Genomic DNA, 16,385 nt, shown 5'->3' on the forward strand with positions numbered 1-16,385 from the left:
CTCCTCCGCGCGCTACAATTGACGGCGTGCGGGGAAGGGCGCGGGCGCAGGCTGCCGGCGCCCGCGGGCGCGAGCGGAGGGAGGCGGCGCGGTGATCGAGGCATATGTGGGCGAGTACGTGGCGTACCTGCGCATCGAGCGCGGCGCCTCGGCGCGCACCGTGGAGGCGTACGAGCGCGACCTGCGCGACTACCAGGCGTTCCTCTCCGAGCGCGGCATCGCGCGCGCCGACGAGGTGACGCGCGAGGTGCTGCGCGACTTCGAGGAGCACGTAATCGCGCGCGGCTACGCGCCGGCGTCGGTCAAGCGGCGGATGTCGGTGGTGAAGGGGCTGCACCGCTACCTGGTGCGCGAGGGCTACGCCGCCGACAACCCGGCGAGCTCGCTGGCGCTGCCGAAGGTTCCCGGGCGGCTGCCCGACGTGCTGAGCATCGCCGACGTGGGCCGGGTGATCGACGCGTGCTGCGACCCCGCGCCCGCAGGCGTGCGCGACCGCGCGCTGCTCGAGGTGCTCTACGGCTGCGGCCTGCGCGTGAGCGAGGCCTGCGGGCTCGACGTGGGCAGCGTGTACCTTGACGAGGGGTTCGTGCGCGTGGTGGGCAAGGGCGCGAAGGAGCGCATCGCCCCGCTGTCGGGCTGCGCGGCGGAGAACCTCGGGTGCTACCTCGCCGAGGCGCGCCCGGCGCTCAGCATGAAGGCGACCTCGCCGCGCGCGGCCGACCTGCCCGCGGTGTTTCTGAACGCGCGCGGCGGGCGGCTCTCGCGCCAGGGCGTCCACCGCATCGTGGAGCGCGCGGGCGCGGCGGTCGGCATCGCGGGGCTGCACCCCCACACGCTGCGCCACTCGTTCGCGACGCACATGCTCGAGGGCGGCGCCGACCTGCGTGTGATCCAGGAGATCCTCGGCCACTCCGACATCTCCACCACCCAGATCTACACGCACATCGACCGCACCCACCTGCAGGAGGAGTACCGCGCCGCCCACCCGCGCGCAAGAGGGTAGGATCCTCAGGTAGAAGTCCGTAAACCACCTGAGGAGTACCGCGCCGCCCACCCGCGCGCGAAAGGGTAGGGGGTCGTTGGCCCCCCGCGTCATCCCAAGTGGAGCGTCTGCGTCAGGTTCTCTCCCCGTGTCATCCTGAGCGGAGCGCCCGCAGGGCGCGGAGTCGAAGGATCTGGCCGCGGCTGAGTTGCGCATGCGGGCGTGCCGTGCCCGGGGCCGGATCCTTCGACTCGCTTCGCTCGCTCAGGATGACACAAGGGGGGACTGCTCGCTCAGGATGACATGGGGAGGCTGCTCGCTCAGGATGACACGGGGGACTGCTCGCTCAGGATGACACGAAGGGGCTCGCGCTCGCGACACTGCTCGCAGTCACGTGGCTACCTGCCATCCCGCCGCTCGCCGGCTTTTGCGGCCCGAAATGTGGAGGGAACGTAGGGGCGCGGTTACGGGCGGGTGACGGGGCGGACGGGTGCGCCGTGCGCGCCCCCAACCTCCGCTTCGCCCCACCGTGCGCCCCACCTTGCCCCACCGCCTTCCCAGATAGGGTGGAGAGCAAAATAGCAAGCCACAACATATAGCGCCGTCAAGCCCAAATCGCGTTGAACTGCCGACATATTGCGGCCCGCCGCGCACCCCTGAAGCCTCCTCGCGCCGCGCCGAAAGTGGCTCGAAAAAGCAGTTTAAGTGCAGCAAAATGTTGCGAAGTGGGTCGATGTGGGGTAATATGCATCCCACGGAACACTACCTTGCCGGGATTTTGAAACGCACCACCAACACGATTCGAAACCCAGCCTAAACGCAGCACGGAAAGGACCCCATGGCCGACGCCGTCACAGAGGCGCAACGCACCGCTCAACCGCACGAGCCCGTTGAGCTGTACGGTTCGTTTCGCTTCAAGGTCGACAGCAAAGGCCGCATGGCCCTTCCCGCGAAATTCCGCAAGGTACTTCCTACAGAGCTTATCGTAACCCCCGACCCCACGAACGAGTACGTTCGCGTTTTCGACCGACCGATCTTCGACGACTGGGTCAAGCAGATGCTCGCCGAGAGGTTCGGCGAGTTCCGCTCGACGAACCGCACCCACACCAAGGCGCGCCGCTTTTTGAAGTCGCGCGCTGACGACGTGGAGGTGGACTCCTCCGGGCGCATCATGCTCTCGGCGGACGTGCGCAGCGCAGTCGGCATTGACAAGGACGTCGTGCTCGTGGGCAACACGGGCTACTTTGAGATCTGGGACGCGAAGCGTTACGACGAGGACTTCGAGGACTTCGACCCGTCGATGTTCTACGAGGACTAGTCGTAAGACGTGAGCGTGATGACAAGCGAATACCGGCACATACCAGTCATGCTCGCCGAATGCCTCGAGCAGCTGAGGCTCGAAGCGGGGGACGTGTTCGTTGACGCGACCCTGGGCTTCGCAGGCCACTCCTTCGAGGCGGCGCAGCGGCTTGGAAGCGACGGCGTGCTCATCGGCATCGACCAGGACGAGGTGGCGCTCGCAAGCGCCGCCGAGCGCCTCGGCCAGATACCCGAGGGGCGTCGCCCGAGCTTGGAGCTTCTGCGCGGCAACTTCGGCAGCCTCGACGAGCTTCTCGTGGAGGCAGAGGTCCCCGGCATCGACGCGATACTCTTTGACCTGGGCGTCTCCTCCGTGCAGATCGACACGCCGTCCCGCGGGTTCTCCTTCAAGGAGGATTCCCCGCTCGACATGCGAATGGATCCGGGTAACACCACCCTCACCGCAGCAGAGATCGTCAACACCTACACCGCAGCAGATCTCGCTCGGATCATTCGCGCCTACTCCGACGAGAAGTGGGCGAGCCGCATCGCTGAGTTCATCGTGCGCGCTCGCGAGGACGCGCCGCTTGAGACGAGTGGGCAGCTGGTCGACGTGATCAAGGCAGCCATCCCCGCTTCGGCGCGCCGCGCCGGGGGGCACCCTGCCAAGCGCACCTTCCAGGCGCTTCGGATTGAAGTCAACTCGGAGCTGACCGTCCTGCGTCGCGGTCTCGACGCGGCGGTCCGCTGGCTCAACCCGGGCGGGCGCATAGCCGTCATCAGCTACCACTCCCTGGAGGATCGCATCGTCAAGGACGCGTTCGCGGCGTTCGCGAACCGCTGCACCTGCCCGCCGGACCTTCCGGTGTGCGTGTGCGGCAAAGAGCCGGTACTCGACATCGTCACGCGCAAGCCGCTTCCGCCCACGTCCGGGGAGGTCGAGCGCAACCCGCGTGCACGCAGCGCCAAGCTGCGCGTGGCGCGCAAGCGCGCCTGAAGCCTCCTCGCCCGCTGAAACGCACACGAAACGAAGCAGAAGGAGGGCAGGCTCATGAGCGCAGCGCCAGCGTACGACTTCCAAGCGCGCGCCCTGGAGCGCGAGCGGCATGCGCGCCCCGACATCAGCGTCGTGCCCGGCCGCGGCCGCTCCGTCCAGAGCGAGCCGCGCTCTTCTTCTGTGGCGGTCCTCGCCAAGGCGACGGTTGCGGTGCTCCTGGCGTTCGCGCTCCTGAGCGTCGCGCGCATCGCCCTAAGCTCGGCGACGGTGGCCACCGCGATGGAATCCCAGCAGCTCAGCGCGCAGATCGAGGAGGCTCGCGTGGCGGGCAGCCAGCTCGAGGTCGCGCAGAGCACGCTCTCCAACCCCACGGCCGTGAAGGGCGCCGCGGCGGCGCTCGGCATGGCGCCGGCGGCCGAGACGGTGAAGATCAACCTGCCTGCCGACGTGGTGGTCACTGACGAGGCAGGGGCGCTCTCGCTCTCGGGCAGCGTCGCGGCCGTCGCGGGCATGTGAGAGGGGGCTTCCTTGGCATCCCGTCCCCGCAACGCGCGCGACCGACGCGGCTCGCGTGACCACCGCAACGCGCGCGACCGCCGGACCGGTCGCGCTTCTTCTTTCTCCGACACCGTGAGCACCCAGTTCGGGGCTTTGTCCGAGGTCATGGGCTCGGCGCGCCTCGCCTTCGTCATGGCGCTGTTCGGCATCATCGTGGTCGTGTTCTTCGCGCGGCTGTTCTACCTGCAGGTCATCGTGAGTGACCACTACGCCGCCATGGCGAGCGAGTCGCGCACCGTGAGCTTCGACACCACGCCGCGCCGCGGCACCATCTACGACCGCAACGGCGTGGTGCTCGCCACGAGCGTCGACGCCACCACCATCTACGCGAACCCCGCCGAGGTGACTGACGCGAGCTACGAGGCCAACAAGATCGCCTCGGTGCTCGGCGGCGAGGTGGCTGACTACAAGGAGGCGCTCAGCACGGCCGGAACGAGCTTCGTCTACGTGAAGCGCCAGGCCGACGTGGACAAGGCCGAGCAGCTGCGCGCGCTTGAGCTCGACGGCATCTACTTCATCGACGACACGCGGCGCGAGTACCCCAACGGCGCCGTGGGCGGGCAGGTGATCGGCATCTGCAACGTCGACGGCGAGGGCATCACGGGCCTCGAGCTGCAGTACGACGACATCCTGCGCGGCACGCCCGGCACCTACGAGGCTGAGCGCGGGCGCAAGGGCACGCCCATTCCCGGCGGCGTGAAGGAGCAGACGCGGGCCGTCGACGGGCAGGACATCATGGTGTCGCTCGACATCAAGCTGCAGCACGTGGTGGAGGACGCGCTCAAGGCGGGCGTGGAGGACCCCGCCATCGCGGGCGAGAAGGGCAACTCGGTGGTGATGGACGCCGCCACGGGCGAGATCTACGCCATCTGCTCGCTGCCCTACCTCGACCCCACGAACCTCGAGGAGTCCGACGTCGGCTCGGAGAACCTCACGGCCATCACGCAGGCGTTCGAGCCCGGCTCCATCTTCAAGACGGTCTCGGCGCTCACCGTGCTCGAGTCCGGGGCCATGACCGCGGAGGACATGCTCTTCTGCCCGAGCTTTATCCAGGCTGACGAGTACGAGATCTCCGACGCGCACGCGCGCGGCGACGTGACCATGACGCTGCGCGAGATCCTCAACAAGTCCTCCAACGTGGGCATCTCGCTCGCCATCAACAAGGTCGGCTTCGAGAAGCTCCACGACGCCATCGTCCGCTTCGGGCTGAACGAGGCCACCGGCGTGGACTACCCCGGCGAGGCGTCGGGCCTCATGCAGGACTTCGACGAGTGGGCGCGCATCACCGGCTACAACGTGAGCTTCGGGCAGGGCCTCACCTGCTCGCCTTTGCAGATGACGCGCTTCTACGGAGCCATCGCCAACGACGGCGTGGCGGTGACCCCGCACTTCCTCATCTCGTACCCGCAGACCGGCGAGGTGCCCGAGTACGAGACCAAGCGCGTGGTCGACAACGAGGGCGCCCTCGAGCAGATCAAGAGCATGCTGCGCACGGTGGTGCAGGAGGGCACGGGCACGGCCGCCGACATCGAGGGCTTTGACGTGGTGGGCAAGACCTCCACGGCCGAGATCGCCGGCGACGGCGGCTACGTCGCGGGCAAGTACAACCTGTGCTTCACCGGCTTCATCGACAACTCCTCGAGCCAGTTAGTTTGTTTTGTGAGTGCAAACGAGGTTTACAGCGAGGCTTCGGTGGCCTCTACGTTTAAGGATATAATGGCGAATGCTATCGAGCAGTACAACATCGTGCCGGAGGTATGAGCGAATCATGGGCAAGACATGCGCCGAGCTCTTCGAGGGGCTTGAATGCACCATCATCGGTAACGCGGACGAGGAAGTGACCGGGCTCGCCTACCGCAGCGACCGCGTGAGCGAGGGCGACGTGTTCTTCTGCATCGTGGGGCTCACCACCGACGGCCACTCGTTCGCGCAGGACGCCATCGACCGCGGAGCCCGCGTGCTCGTGGTCGAGCGCAAGGTGTACCTGGCTGACGCCACCGACGTCACCGAGGTGGTGGTGTCGGACAGCCGCAAGGCCATGGCGTACGCGGCGACGCGCTTCTTCGACGAGCCGTCGGCCTCCTTCCAGCTCGTGGGCATCACCGGCACCAACGGCAAGACCACCACCACGTATCTGGTGGAGCACATCGCGCGCGTGGCGGGCAAGCGCACCGGCGTGATCGGCACCGTGGGCACGCGCATCGGCGACGTGCAGGAGCGCTCCGAGCACACCACGCCCGAGTCGCCCGACCTGCAGGAGACGTTCGCGCGCATGCGCGCGGCGCACTGCGACGTGGTGGCCATGGAGGTGAGCTCGCACGCGCTCGACCTGGTACGCACGTGGAGGACGCAGTTCGCCGTCACGGCGTTCACGAACCTCACGCAGGACCACCTCGACTACCACCACACCTTCGACGCCTACTTCGAGGCGAAGGCGCTCCTGTTCTCGCGCGACTACCCGGCGCGCCGCGTGATCAGCGTGAACGACAAGTGGGGCCTCGAGCTTCTGCGCCGCTGCTCGGCGGCGGGCGACGCCGTCATCACGTTCGGCTTCGACTCCTCCGCGCAGATCTTCCCCGTTGCGGTCGACTACGCCGCGGCGCACACGCACGTCGTGCTCGACGTGCGCGGCCGCCGCTTCGACTTCACCTACCCGCTCGTGGGGCGCTTCAACGTGGAGAACGTCATGTGCGCCTTCGGCATCGGCATGCAGCTCGGGATCGCCCCCGAGGTGATCGTGGAGGCGCTCGCCGACGTGCCGTCGGTGCCAGGCCGCCTCGAGCGCGTGAAGGTGCCCGCCGACGGCGGCGTGTCGGTCTACGTCGACTACGCGCACACCCCCGACGCGCTCGCCAAGGCGCTCTCGTCGGTGAAGGCGCTCTCGCCGCAGCGCACCCTCGTGGTGTTCGGCTGCGGCGGCAACCGCGACGCGAGCAAGCGCCCCATCATGGGGCGCGCGGCCCTGGCGGCCGACTTCGCCGTGGTCACGAGCGACAACCCGCGCCATGAGGACCCGCTCGGCATCATCGACGACATCCTGGCCGGCATGACCGAGGGCGCGGGGCGCTTCGAGGTGGAGCCCGACCGCCGGCGCGCCATCGCGCGCGCCATCGCGCTCGCCGAGCCGGGCGACAGCATCCTGGTCGCGGGCAAGGGGCATGAGGACTACCAGCTCGTCGGCGACGAGGTGCTCTCCTTCGACGACCGCGTGGTGGCCGCCGAGGAGCTCACGCGCGCGTTCGGCGGCGCGGCTGACGACGGCGGCGCGGCTGGCGCGGCCGGCGACGACAACGCGGCGGCCGACGCGGCCGGCGGCTCGCAGCCGCATGACGCGACCGAGGTGAAGTAGCCCATGCGCCTCAACCACAAGCAGATCGCCGCCTACACGGGGGGCAGCTTCGTCGTCGATCCCATCGACGCTACCGAGCTCGTCTGCGGCATCTCGTGGGACTCGCGCGAGATCGAGCCGGGCTGGCTCTACGTGGCGCTCGCGGGCGAGCGGGTCGACGGGCACGACTTCGTGGCGGCCGCCCTGCGCGCCGGCGCGCGCGCGGCGCTCGTGTGCGACGCGCTTGACCGCGAGACGCGCCTTCTGGCGCGCGAGATGGGCGCTTCGGTGATCGAGGTCCCCAACACCTACAGCGCCGTCACCGACCTGGCGCGCGAGTGGCGCGGCCACCTCAGGGGCCGCATCGTCGCGCTGACCGGGTCGACGGGCAAGACCACCACGAAGAACCTCGTGCGCGACGTGGTCCGCGCGGGCAGGAGCGTGGTGGCCACGAAGGCCAACCAGAACAACGAGCTGGGCGTCCCGCGCACGCTGCTCGCCGCCGACCCCGAGACTTCGTGCGTGGTGGTGGAGATGGGCATGCGCGGCTCGGGCCAGATCGCGCAGCTGTGCGAGGTGGTGCGCCCGGAGTGGGGCATCGTCACGAACGTGGGGGAGAGCCACATCGAGCTTCTGGGCAGCCGCGAGAACATCGCGCGCGCCAAGGCGGAGCTCCTCGAGGCGCTGCCCGCGGGGACGGGCCGCGCGTTTTTGAACGCGGCCGACGACTTCGCGGCCTCCATCGCCGCGCGCGCGGGCCTGTCCGAGCGCGCGGTGGCGTGCGTCGCCTACGACGGCAGCGGGCATGCGGCGTTCAGCTGCACAGGGCATGCGCACGAGGTGCCGGCCGCCGTGCTGGCGTCCGACAACGTTGATTTGCCCGCGGGCCCGCGCGTGTGGGCCGAGGACGTCGAGCTCGACGGCGAGGGGCGCCCGCGCTTCACGCTGTGCGCCTGCGGTTTCGCCGCGACATCCGCCTCCGAGCCCGCCTTCGCGGTGGAGCGCGCGACGTGCCACCTGAGCCTGCGCGGCCTGCACAACGTGGGCAACGCCTGCGCCGCCGCGGCGGTGGGGCGCTCGCTTTGCATCGGCCTCGACGCGATCGCCGGGGCGCTCGCGTCCTCCGTGCCCGAGAGCGGGCGGCAGGAGGTCCTCGCCGCGCGCGGGGGATTCAGCATCGTGAACGACGCGTACAACGCCAACCCCGACTCCATGCGCGCCTCGCTCGCCACGTTCTGCGCGCTTGACGTGCCCGGGCGGCGCGTGGCGGTGCTCGGCGACATGGGCGAGCTGGGCGACTTCGCGCCCGCATGCCACCGCGGCATCGGCGAGGTGGCGGCGGGCCTGCCGCTCGACCTGCTCATCTGCGTAGGCGAGCTGTCCCGCGGCATCGCGCAGGGCGCGCTCGACGCCGGCATGGACCCCGCGCGCGTCATGCGCGCGGACACGGTGGCCGAGGTGCTCGAAGAACTTGACGTGTATCTGGAGAAGGGCGACGCGGTGCTCGTCAAGGCGTCTCACTTCATGGGGCTTACCCGCGTGGTCGAAGGGTTGGTTGACTAGCATGTTCTCCTTTTTCGCAGCATATCCGACGTTTTTGGTGTTTCTGGCCATCGTGTTGTCGCTCGTGCTCACCATCGTCCTCATGCCGGCGTGGATCCGCTTCCTGAAGTCGAGCCACATCGGCCAGCAGGTGCGTGCCGACGGCCCCCAGAGCCACCTCGTGAAGCAGGGCACGCCCACCATGGGCGGCGTCATCATGCTCATCGCCGTCATCATCACGGCGCTGCTCGTGGGCCTTCCCGTGCCCGAGACGCTTCTGCTCTTAGGCGCCACGGTGCTCACCGGCGCGCTCGGCCTCATCGACGACGCGTCGAAGGTGGCGCATGAGCGCTCGCTCGGCCTCACGCCGAAGGCCAAGCTCATCGGCCAGTTCATCATCGCGGCCGTGTTCGTTGAGGTGGCGGTCAACCTGCTCGGCGTGGCGCCGACGGTGGAGATCCCCTTCGTCTACGCGTTCGACCTCGGCGTCCTCACCACCGTCGTCCCCCTCGGCGACGGCATCGCCATCCCGTGGCTCTACCTCGTCTTCAACCTCATCCTGCTCGTGGGCCTGTGCAACGCCGTGAACCTCACCGACGGCCTCGACGGCTTGGCGGCGGGCACGGTGATGATCGTGATGATCGTGATGGCCGCCATCGCGTACCGCTCCGATTTGCTCGAGCCCGCCATCTTCGCGGCGGCGCTCGCGGGCGCGTGCATCGGCTTTCTGTGGTTCAACTCCTTCCCGGCCGACATCTTCATGGGCGACACGGGCTCGCTCGCGCTCGGCATGGCGCTCGGGTGCTTGGCGGTGGTCACCAAGACCGAGTTCGTGGTGATCATCATCGGGGGGCTGTTCGTCGCCGAGGCGCTCTCGGTCATGATCCAGGTGTTCTACTACAAGCGGACGAAGAAGCGCGTCTTCCTCATGGCGCCGCTCCACCACCACTTCGAGAAGAAGGGCTGGAGCGAGACGAAGGTGGTCGTGCGGTTCTGGATCGTGTCGGGCGTGCTCGCGGCCTGCGGTTTCGTGCTGTACTTCGCCGAGTCGATGATGGTGGTGGCTTGATATGAGCACAAGCGGAAAGAAGCTGGTTCGCGGTAGGAAGCTCGCGCCCGAGAACCTCGGGCGCGTGCTCGTGCTGGGGCTCGGCGTGAGCGGGCGCGCGTGCGCGGGCTATCTGCTCGATCTCCTCGGCACGCGCGTCGAGGGCGTGTCCGTGGCGGCGGGCGCGGCGACGGACGAGGCGCGCGCATGGGCGCGCGCGGCGCGCTCGCGCGGCGCCGAGGTGACCTTCGACACCGAGGAGATCGCGGGGCGCTACGACGTGTGCGTCGCGAGCCCGGGCATCTCGGAGTTCTCGGCGTTCTACCGCAACGCCGCCGCGCACAGCGACGAGGTGATCAGCGAAGTCGAGTTCGCGTGGCGCGAGAGCCGCGCGGAGTCGAAGTGGGTGGCCATCACGGGCACGAACGGCAAGACCACCACGACGGCGCTCGCGGCCCACGTGCTCGCGGCGTGCGGCATGCGCGCGCGGGCGGTGGGCAACATCGGCGACACGTGCATCGAGGCCGTGGCGGCGGACGGCGCCGACGTCTACGTGGCCGAGGTGTCCTCCTACCAGCTGGCGTCGACGCGCGCGTTCGCGCCCGAGGTGGCCGTGGTGCTCAACATCACGCCTGACCACCTGAAGTGGCACCGCACGCACGAGAACTACGCCGCGGCCAAGTGGAAGGTGCTCGCCAACCTGGGGAGCACGCCCGGCGGGGTGGCCGTGCTCGACGCCACCGACGACGAGGTGCGCGCCAAGGTGCGTGAGCTCAGGGCACTCTCGCGCGAAGAGCGCGGGTTCGACTACGTGCCCGTGGGCACCGCGCGCGGCGTGGACGATGACATGCGCGTGCGGTGCGGCGCGGAGAACGCCGCCTTCGTGGGCGCTGACGGGCGCTTGCGCGTGGCCCTGCGCGGCGAGGAGGCCGTGCTCGCCGCGCGCGATGAGCTCCAGATCAAGGGCGCGCACAACGTGGCGAACGCGCTTTCGGCCGCCGCATGCGCCGTGGCGCTCGGGGCTGGGGCCGACGCGGTCGCTCGTGCTCTCGAGAGCTTCGCGCCGCTCGAGCATCGCATCGAGCCGTGCGGGAGCGTCAACGGCGTCACCTGCTACAACGACTCGAAGGCCACCAACGTCGACGCGGTGCTCAAGGCGATCGCGGCGTTCGAGCCCGCGCGCCCCGTCATCCTGCTCGGCGGTCGCGACAAGGGCACCGACTTGGGGCCGCTCGTGGACGCCTGCCGCGTCCACGCCAAGGGCGTGGTGTGCTTCGGTGAGGCGCGCGAGCGCTTCTTCGCGGCCATGGAGCCCTTGCGTGATGAAGGCATTCCGGTCGTTCAAGTGGGGAACATGGAATCAGCGCTCGACGCGGGGCTGGCGCTTTCGCAGGCGGGCGACGTGGTGGTGCTCTCCCCGGCATGCGCGTCGTTTGACGAGTTCAGCTGCTTCGAGGAGCGCGGGTGCGTCTTCAAGCAGCTCGTGGCCGAGCGCGCCGCGCGCGCCGCGCGCTAGCGGGAGCGCCTGATGGCGTCATCCGCGCGACAGCGATCTGCCAGCTTTTTCGGGGCACAGGGGCCGTGCGTCCTGCTGCTCCTCGCGACGATCGCCCTCACGGTGATCGGGCTCGTGATGGTGTACTCGGCCTCGTCGGCCTCGCTTGCCGGCGCGGGCGAGGTGCCGTGGGCTGACGTGAGGAGCCAGGCGATCTACGCGGTGCTCGGCGTCGTGGCCATGGTGGCGGTGTGGAAGTTCATCCCATACCACGTGTGGAACGGCGTGTGGACGTGGGCGGCGTGGGGCGTCGCGCTCGTGCTTCTGGCCCTCACGGCGCTCATGGGCAGCGAGGGCTACGGCGCCACGCGCTGGCTGTCCCTCGGGCCTATCAGCCTGCAGCCCTCTGAGATCGCCAAGGTGGCCTTCCTGCTCATGTCCATCCGCGTGATCTGCGACGTGCGCTCCGGCTCGATGGAGCCGCGCGCCATGCTCGTGCAGATCCTGCTGCTCATCTTGGCGCCGCTGCTGTTTTTGTACTGGTCGCAGTCCGACCTGGGCACCACGCTCATCTGCGCCGTGGGCATCGTGGCGGTGCTGTGGCTCGGCGGCGTGCCGGCGAAGTACCTGGCGGCGCTCTGCGTCCTCGGCGTGCTGTTCGTGCTCTACGCCATCTTCGGCAGCGACTACCGCAGCGGGCGCATGGTCTTCCTCGACCCGTGGAACGACGGCCAGGACGGCTACGGCACCGGCTACAACATCATCCGCTCGTACTACGCCATCGCGGAGGGCGGCCTGTTCGGCGTGGGCGTCGGACAGGGCCACGAGCGGTTCGACTACCTGTTCGCCTCCGACAGCGACTTCATCTTCGCCATCGTGTGCGAGGAGCTCGGCATGCTCGGCGCGCTCGTCGTGATCGCGCTGTTCTTGGTGATCCTGTTCGCGGGCCTGCGCATCGCGAACGGCGCGCCGGACGAGTTCGGCGCCCTCATCGCGGGCGGCTTCGCCATCATGCTCGTGTTCCAGGCGTTTCTGAACATCGGCTGCACCATCGGCGTGTTCCCCACCACGGGCAAGCCGCTGCCGTTCATCTCGTCGGGCGGCACGTCGCTCCTCGTGTCGTTCAGCATGGTGGGGCTCATCCTGTCGGTGGCCGAGGCCGCGGGCGCCCCGTCGGTGTACGAGCAGCGCCGCGCCGACCTGCGCGTGGTGCGCGCGAGCGGCGCGAACGGCGATCCCGCGCGCCCCGCTTCACGCGCGCAGGGCCGCTCGGGCGCGCGCGGGGGCTCGTCACGCTCGCGCTCGCGCACCCGCCGCTTCGAGGCCGACGCCTTCGCCCGCCCGCTCGTCCCATCCCGTGCGGCGGTCGCGCCCGCGCACGCCGGCGCCGCCCGCCCATCCGCACGTCCCAGCTCGTCTCACGCAGGGCGGCGCTTCGCGCCGTCCGGCGCAAGGAGGTAATGTCTTATGCGCGCAATCCTTTCCGGCGGAGGCACGGCAGGCCACATCAACCCCGCGCTCGCGCTCGCCGAGGTGCTCGTCGACCGCGGCTGCGAGGTGCTGTTCGCGGGCACGCCCCACGGCGTCGAGGCGCGCCTCGTGCCGCAGGCGAACATCCCGTTCAAGGCGTTCGAGGCGTCGGGGTTCAACCGCAGCCACCCCGCCACCATCGTCACGGGCGTCTCGAAGATCGCCAAGTCGACCGCGGCGGCCAAGAAGTGGTTCTCCGAGGTGAGGCCTGACGTGGTCGTGGGGTTCGGCGGGTACGTGTCCATCCCCGTGGCGCGCGCGGCCGAGAAGACCGGCGTCCCCGTGGTCCTGCACGAGCAGAACTCGGTCATGGGCATGGCGAACAAGTACCTCGCGAAGAAGGCCGCCGCCGTGTGCGTGACCTACGAGTGCTCGGCGCGCGACGTGGCCGACAAGAGCCGCGTGCACCTCACGGGCAACCCCGTGCGCGCCTCGGTGCTCGCGGCGAGCCGCGCGGAGGGGCGTGTGCTGCTCGGCATCCCGGACGAGGCGCGCATGCTGCTCGTGTTCGGCGGGAGCCTCGGCGCGCGCCACATCAACGAGGCCGTCTGCGCGCTCAAGCCCGACCTGCTCTCCCGCGCCGACCTGCACGTGGTGCACCTCACGGGCCCCAAGGAGCTCGACCGCGTGCGCGAGGCGCTCGCGCTCACGCCCGCGCAGGAGGCCCGCTGGCACGTGATGGGGTACCAGGACCGCATGGGGGAGACCCTCGCCGCGGCCGACGCCATCGTGTCGCGCGCCGGCGCCACCTCGCTCGCCGAGATCTCGGCCCGCGCCATCCCGGCGCTGCTCGTGCCCTTCCCCTACGCCACCGAGGACCACCAGACCACCAACGCGCGCGCGTACGTGGACGCGGGGTGCGCCTTCATGGTTCCCGACGCCGACCTGGGCGATCCCGTCTTCGCCGAGAAGGTGCTCACGCTCGTCGACGACGCGGACGTGCGCGCGGGCATGACCGCGGCGGCGCGCGCCCAGAAGACCGCCGATGCCGCCTCCAGATTGGCAGATGTTGTGATGGCGGCGGCGCGCGCGTAGGGTGACGTATTACAATGGCGTGAGGTATCGGGCCGCGGGCGCAGGCATCCGCGGCTGATCGCGAGAGGGAAGGCGTAGAACCATGAACGAAGTGGAAACCGAGGCCCTGCACTTCATCGGCGTCGGCGGCGTGGGCATGAGCGGCATCGCGCGCGTCGCGCACGACCAGGGCATGCGCGTGAGCGGCTCCGACCTCAAGGAGAGCCGCTACACCAAGCAGCTCGAGGAGGCGGGCATCACGGTGTTCATCGGGCAGGACGCCGGAAACATCCCCGCGGGCAACCCCACGGTGGTGGTCTCGACGGCCATCCTCGACAACAACCCCGAGCTCATGGAGGCTCGCCGCCGCGGCCTGGAGATCCGCCACCGCGCCGAGATGCTCGCCGCGCTCGGCCGCAACCTCGACACGCTGGCCGTGGCCGGCACGCATGGTAAGACCACCACGTCCTCCATGCTCGCCTCCACGCTCGATGCCATGGGCGCCTCACCCACCTTCCTCATCGGGGGCATCGTGCGCGCGTGGGGCACCAACGCCCATTCCGGGCGGGGCCGCTACTACGTGGTGGAGGCCGACGAATCCGACAAGTCGTTCACCTACCTCTCGCCCGCGGCGTGCATTGTGACCAACGTGGAGACCGACCACCTGGACCACTACGAGGGCCTCGAGGAGATCTACGCGCAGTTCGGCAAGTTCATCGCGTCGGTGCCCGCCGGCGCGCCCGTGGTGGTGTGCGGCGACGACGAGGCGCTCGCCGACCTCGCGCGCAAGGAGGCGCGCGGGCGCGTAATCACCTACGGCTTCTCCGAGGGCTGCGACGCGCGCGTGGTGAGCGCCGAGGCGCGCGGCGTGGGGTCTGTCTTCACGTTGCGCCTGCCTGACGGGCGCGAGGTGGAGAGCTCCATCAAGCAGAACCCAGGCATGCACAACGTGTCGAACGGCGCGGCCGTGCTCACGCTCATCGACGCGCTCGGGCTCGACGTGGACGCCGCGGCCGAGAAGCTGCGCGCGTTCACGGGCGTGCGCCGCCGCTTCGATTTGGTGGGAGAGGAGCAGGGCGTGACGGTGGTGGACGACTACGCGCACCACCCCACCGAGATCGCGGCCACCATCGCCGCGGCGCGCGCGCTCGACTTCGCGCGCGTGCACGTGCTGTTCCAGCCGCACCGCTACTCGCGCGCGGGGCTGTTTACCGAGGTGCTCAAGGACGAGTTCGGCCGCGCGTTCGACGCGGCTGACACCGTCACGTTCATGGACGTGTACTCGGCGGGCGAGGCGCCCGTGCCCGGCATCAACGGCAAGACGTTTTTGAACGTGGTGCTCGAGCACGAGGGGCATCCCGAGGCGCACTACGTCCCCCGCCGCATCGACGCGGCGCCCTTCATGGCGCAGCTCGCGAAGGAAGGCGACCTGGTCATCACCATGGGCGCGGGCGACGTGACGGCCCTCGGCCCGCACATCATCGACGCGCTCGCGGCTCGCGAGGGCTAGCGGCGCTCATGGCGGCACGGCATACCTCGCCTTTGCAGGCGCTGCTCGTCGACGAGCGGTTCGACGGCGACATCTACGCTTACGAGCCCATGGCTCGCCACACCACCTACCGCATCGGGGGACCGGCGCGCTTCTACGTGCGCGCAGGCTCCGTCGGCGCGCTCACGCGGCTCGTCGACGTGTGCGAGAAGGAGGGCGTGCCGTGGGTCGTCGTGGGGCGCGGGTCGAACCTGCTCGTGGCCGACGAGGGCTTCCCGGGCGTGGTCATCTCGCTCGGGCGCGACTTCCGCTCCTTCCGCTTCGACGCGGAGCGCAGCTGCTTCGTCACGGGCGCGGGCGTGCTCCTCTCGGCGGTGGTGCAGGAGGCGTTCCGCCGGTCGGTCGCGGGGCTCGAGTTCGCCGTGGGCACGCCGGGCACCATCGGCGGCGCCCTGCGCATGAACGCGGGCACGCGCGACGAGTGGATCGGCAGCCGCGTGGCGAGCGTCACCACGCTCCGGCCGGGGCGCGGCCTGGCGCGGCGCGCGGGCTCCGAGGTCACGTGGGGGTATCGCGCCTCCTCGCTCGAGCCCGACGAGATCGTGCTCGAGTGCGAGCTGGACGTGGAGCCGTCCGACCCCTTCTACATCCGCGGGAAGATGGAGGCGAACCTCGCGCGGCGCAAGAAGACCCAGCCGCTCGGCGAGCCGAGCTGCGGCAGCGTGTTCCGCAACCCCGAGGGGGCGCACGTGGCGGCGCTCGTGGAGGAGCTCGGGCTCAAGGGCGCGACCATCGGCGGCGCGCGCGTGTCCGACGTGCACGCCAACTTCATCGTCAACACCGGCGAGGCGACGGCGCGCGACGTGCGCGCCCTCATCTCGCTGATCGCTTCGAAAGTGCATGAGGCTTATGGCATCGAACTCGCGCCCGAGGTCCGGTTCCTCGGGTTCAACTAGGCCGCGGGGGCAGAACAACCCGCGCATGGCGCGCGCTGCCGCGGCAGGGCGCGCTCCGGCGCGCCCTCGCGCGGGTTCGGGCACCCCAGCGCGCGCGGCTGCGAGTCCGCGACCTGCGAGCGCGCCGCGGCCGGCGAGCGCGCCGCG

The 16,385-nt window shown here is 69.8% G+C and carries 13 protein-coding genes; all 13 read left to right on the forward strand.

Annotated features, from left to right (window positions below; translation table 11 throughout):
• The first annotated feature begins 91 nt into the window (after window positions 1–91).
• The 13 genes from G7Y50_RS04710 to murB all read left to right on the forward strand — a co-directional run bounded on the left by G7Y50_RS04710 (window position 92) and on the right by murB (window position 16,238).
• Window positions 92–1,003, forward strand: a complete 912-nt coding sequence (locus G7Y50_RS04710; protein WP_370457985.1) for a site-specific tyrosine recombinase — start codon at window positions 92–94, stop codon at window positions 1,001–1,003.
• An 817-nt stretch (window positions 1,004–1,820) separates the two neighbouring features.
• Window positions 1,821–2,300 carry a division/cell wall cluster transcriptional repressor MraZ gene (locus G7Y50_RS04715; protein ID WP_165050588.1) on the forward strand — a complete coding sequence of 160 codons (480 nt, stop codon included), beginning with the start codon at window positions 1,821–1,823 and terminating at the stop codon, window positions 2,298–2,300.
• A gap of 18 nt (window positions 2,301–2,318) precedes the next feature.
• Window positions 2,319–3,278: a 16S rRNA (cytosine(1402)-N(4))-methyltransferase RsmH gene (gene rsmH / locus G7Y50_RS04720; RefSeq protein WP_165050757.1), complete on the forward strand. Its 960-nt coding sequence runs from the start codon at window positions 2,319–2,321 to the stop codon at window positions 3,276–3,278.
• Window positions 3,279–3,332: 54 nt separating this feature from the next.
• Window positions 3,333–3,794 carry a cell division protein FtsL gene (locus G7Y50_RS04725; protein ID WP_165050598.1) on the forward strand — a complete coding sequence of 154 codons (462 nt, stop codon included), beginning with the start codon at window positions 3,333–3,335 and terminating at the stop codon, window positions 3,792–3,794.
• Between the two features lie 12 nt (window positions 3,795–3,806).
• The gene (locus tag G7Y50_RS04730) at window positions 3,807–5,597 is read left to right on the forward strand and encodes a penicillin-binding protein 2 (RefSeq protein WP_241156425.1); all 1,791 of its coding nucleotides are present in this window, start codon (window positions 3,807–3,809) and stop codon (window positions 5,595–5,597) included.
• Between the two features lie 7 nt (window positions 5,598–5,604).
• Window positions 5,605–7,185, forward strand: a complete 1,581-nt coding sequence (locus G7Y50_RS04735) for a UDP-N-acetylmuramoyl-L-alanyl-D-glutamate--2,6-diaminopimelate ligase (protein WP_165050605.1) — start codon at window positions 5,605–5,607, stop codon at window positions 7,183–7,185.
• Between the two features lie 3 nt (window positions 7,186–7,188).
• The gene (murF, locus tag G7Y50_RS04740; protein WP_165050616.1) at window positions 7,189–8,727 is read left to right on the forward strand and encodes a UDP-N-acetylmuramoyl-tripeptide--D-alanyl-D-alanine ligase; all 1,539 of its coding nucleotides are present in this window, start codon (window positions 7,189–7,191) and stop codon (window positions 8,725–8,727) included.
• A gap of 1 nt (window position 8,728) precedes the next feature.
• Window positions 8,729–9,775: a phospho-N-acetylmuramoyl-pentapeptide-transferase gene (gene mraY, locus G7Y50_RS04745; protein ID WP_165050624.1), complete on the forward strand. Its 1,047-nt coding sequence runs from the start codon at window positions 8,729–8,731 to the stop codon at window positions 9,773–9,775.
• A gap of 1 nt (window position 9,776) precedes the next feature.
• The gene (gene murD / locus G7Y50_RS04750; RefSeq protein ID WP_165050629.1) at window positions 9,777–11,270 is read left to right on the forward strand and encodes a UDP-N-acetylmuramoyl-L-alanine--D-glutamate ligase; all 1,494 of its coding nucleotides are present in this window, start codon (window positions 9,777–9,779) and stop codon (window positions 11,268–11,270) included.
• A 12-nt stretch (window positions 11,271–11,282) separates the two neighbouring features.
• Window positions 11,283–12,710: an FtsW/RodA/SpoVE family cell cycle protein gene (locus G7Y50_RS04755; protein ID WP_165050633.1), complete on the forward strand. Its 1,428-nt coding sequence runs from the start codon at window positions 11,283–11,285 to the stop codon at window positions 12,708–12,710.
• A gap of 6 nt (window positions 12,711–12,716) precedes the next feature.
• Complete coding sequence (murG, locus tag G7Y50_RS04760; protein WP_165050638.1) at window positions 12,717–13,814, forward strand: undecaprenyldiphospho-muramoylpentapeptide beta-N-acetylglucosaminyltransferase; 1,098 nt, start codon at window positions 12,717–12,719, stop codon at window positions 13,812–13,814.
• An 82-nt stretch (window positions 13,815–13,896) separates the two neighbouring features.
• Window positions 13,897–15,303 (forward strand): UDP-N-acetylmuramate--L-alanine ligase, encoded by a 1,407-nt coding sequence (gene murC / locus G7Y50_RS04765; protein ID WP_165050651.1) that lies wholly within the window; start codon window positions 13,897–13,899, stop codon window positions 15,301–15,303.
• An 8-nt stretch (window positions 15,304–15,311) separates the two neighbouring features.
• Complete coding sequence (murB, locus tag G7Y50_RS04770) at window positions 15,312–16,238, forward strand: UDP-N-acetylmuramate dehydrogenase (protein WP_165050664.1); 927 nt, start codon at window positions 15,312–15,314, stop codon at window positions 16,236–16,238.
• The last annotated feature ends 147 nt before the right edge of the window (window positions 16,239–16,385 follow it).

It is taken from the genome of Adlercreutzia sp. ZJ176, assembly GCF_011038975.1.
Classification (GTDB): domain Bacteria; phylum Actinomycetota; class Coriobacteriia; order Coriobacteriales; family Eggerthellaceae; genus CAAEEV01.

Excerpts from the sequence above, each read along its gene's own strand:
- G7Y50_RS04715 (WP_165050588.1), top strand. The coding sequence starts at position 1,821 with ATGGCCGACGCCGTCACAGAGGCGCAACGCACCGCTCAACCGCACGAG.
- rsmH (WP_165050757.1), top strand. The coding sequence starts at position 2,319 with ATGACAAGCGAATACCGGCACATACCAGTCATGCTCGCCGAATGCCTC.
- G7Y50_RS04725 (WP_165050598.1), top strand. The coding sequence starts at position 3,333 with ATGAGCGCAGCGCCAGCGTACGACTTCCAAGCGCGCGCCCTGGAGCGC.
- G7Y50_RS04735 (WP_165050605.1), top strand. The coding sequence starts at position 5,605 with ATGGGCAAGACATGCGCCGAGCTCTTCGAGGGGCTTGAATGCACCATC.
- murF (WP_165050616.1), top strand. The coding sequence starts at position 7,189 with ATGCGCCTCAACCACAAGCAGATCGCCGCCTACACGGGGGGCAGCTTC.
- mraY (WP_165050624.1), top strand. The coding sequence starts at position 8,729 with ATGTTCTCCTTTTTCGCAGCATATCCGACGTTTTTGGTGTTTCTGGCC.
- murD (WP_165050629.1), top strand. The coding sequence starts at position 9,777 with ATGAGCACAAGCGGAAAGAAGCTGGTTCGCGGTAGGAAGCTCGCGCCC.
- G7Y50_RS04755 (WP_165050633.1), top strand. The coding sequence starts at position 11,283 with ATGGCGTCATCCGCGCGACAGCGATCTGCCAGCTTTTTCGGGGCACAG.
- murG (WP_165050638.1), top strand. The coding sequence starts at position 12,717 with ATGCGCGCAATCCTTTCCGGCGGAGGCACGGCAGGCCACATCAACCCC.
- murC (WP_165050651.1), top strand. The coding sequence starts at position 13,897 with ATGAACGAAGTGGAAACCGAGGCCCTGCACTTCATCGGCGTCGGCGGC.
- murB (WP_165050664.1), top strand. The coding sequence starts at position 15,312 with ATGGCGGCACGGCATACCTCGCCTTTGCAGGCGCTGCTCGTCGACGAG.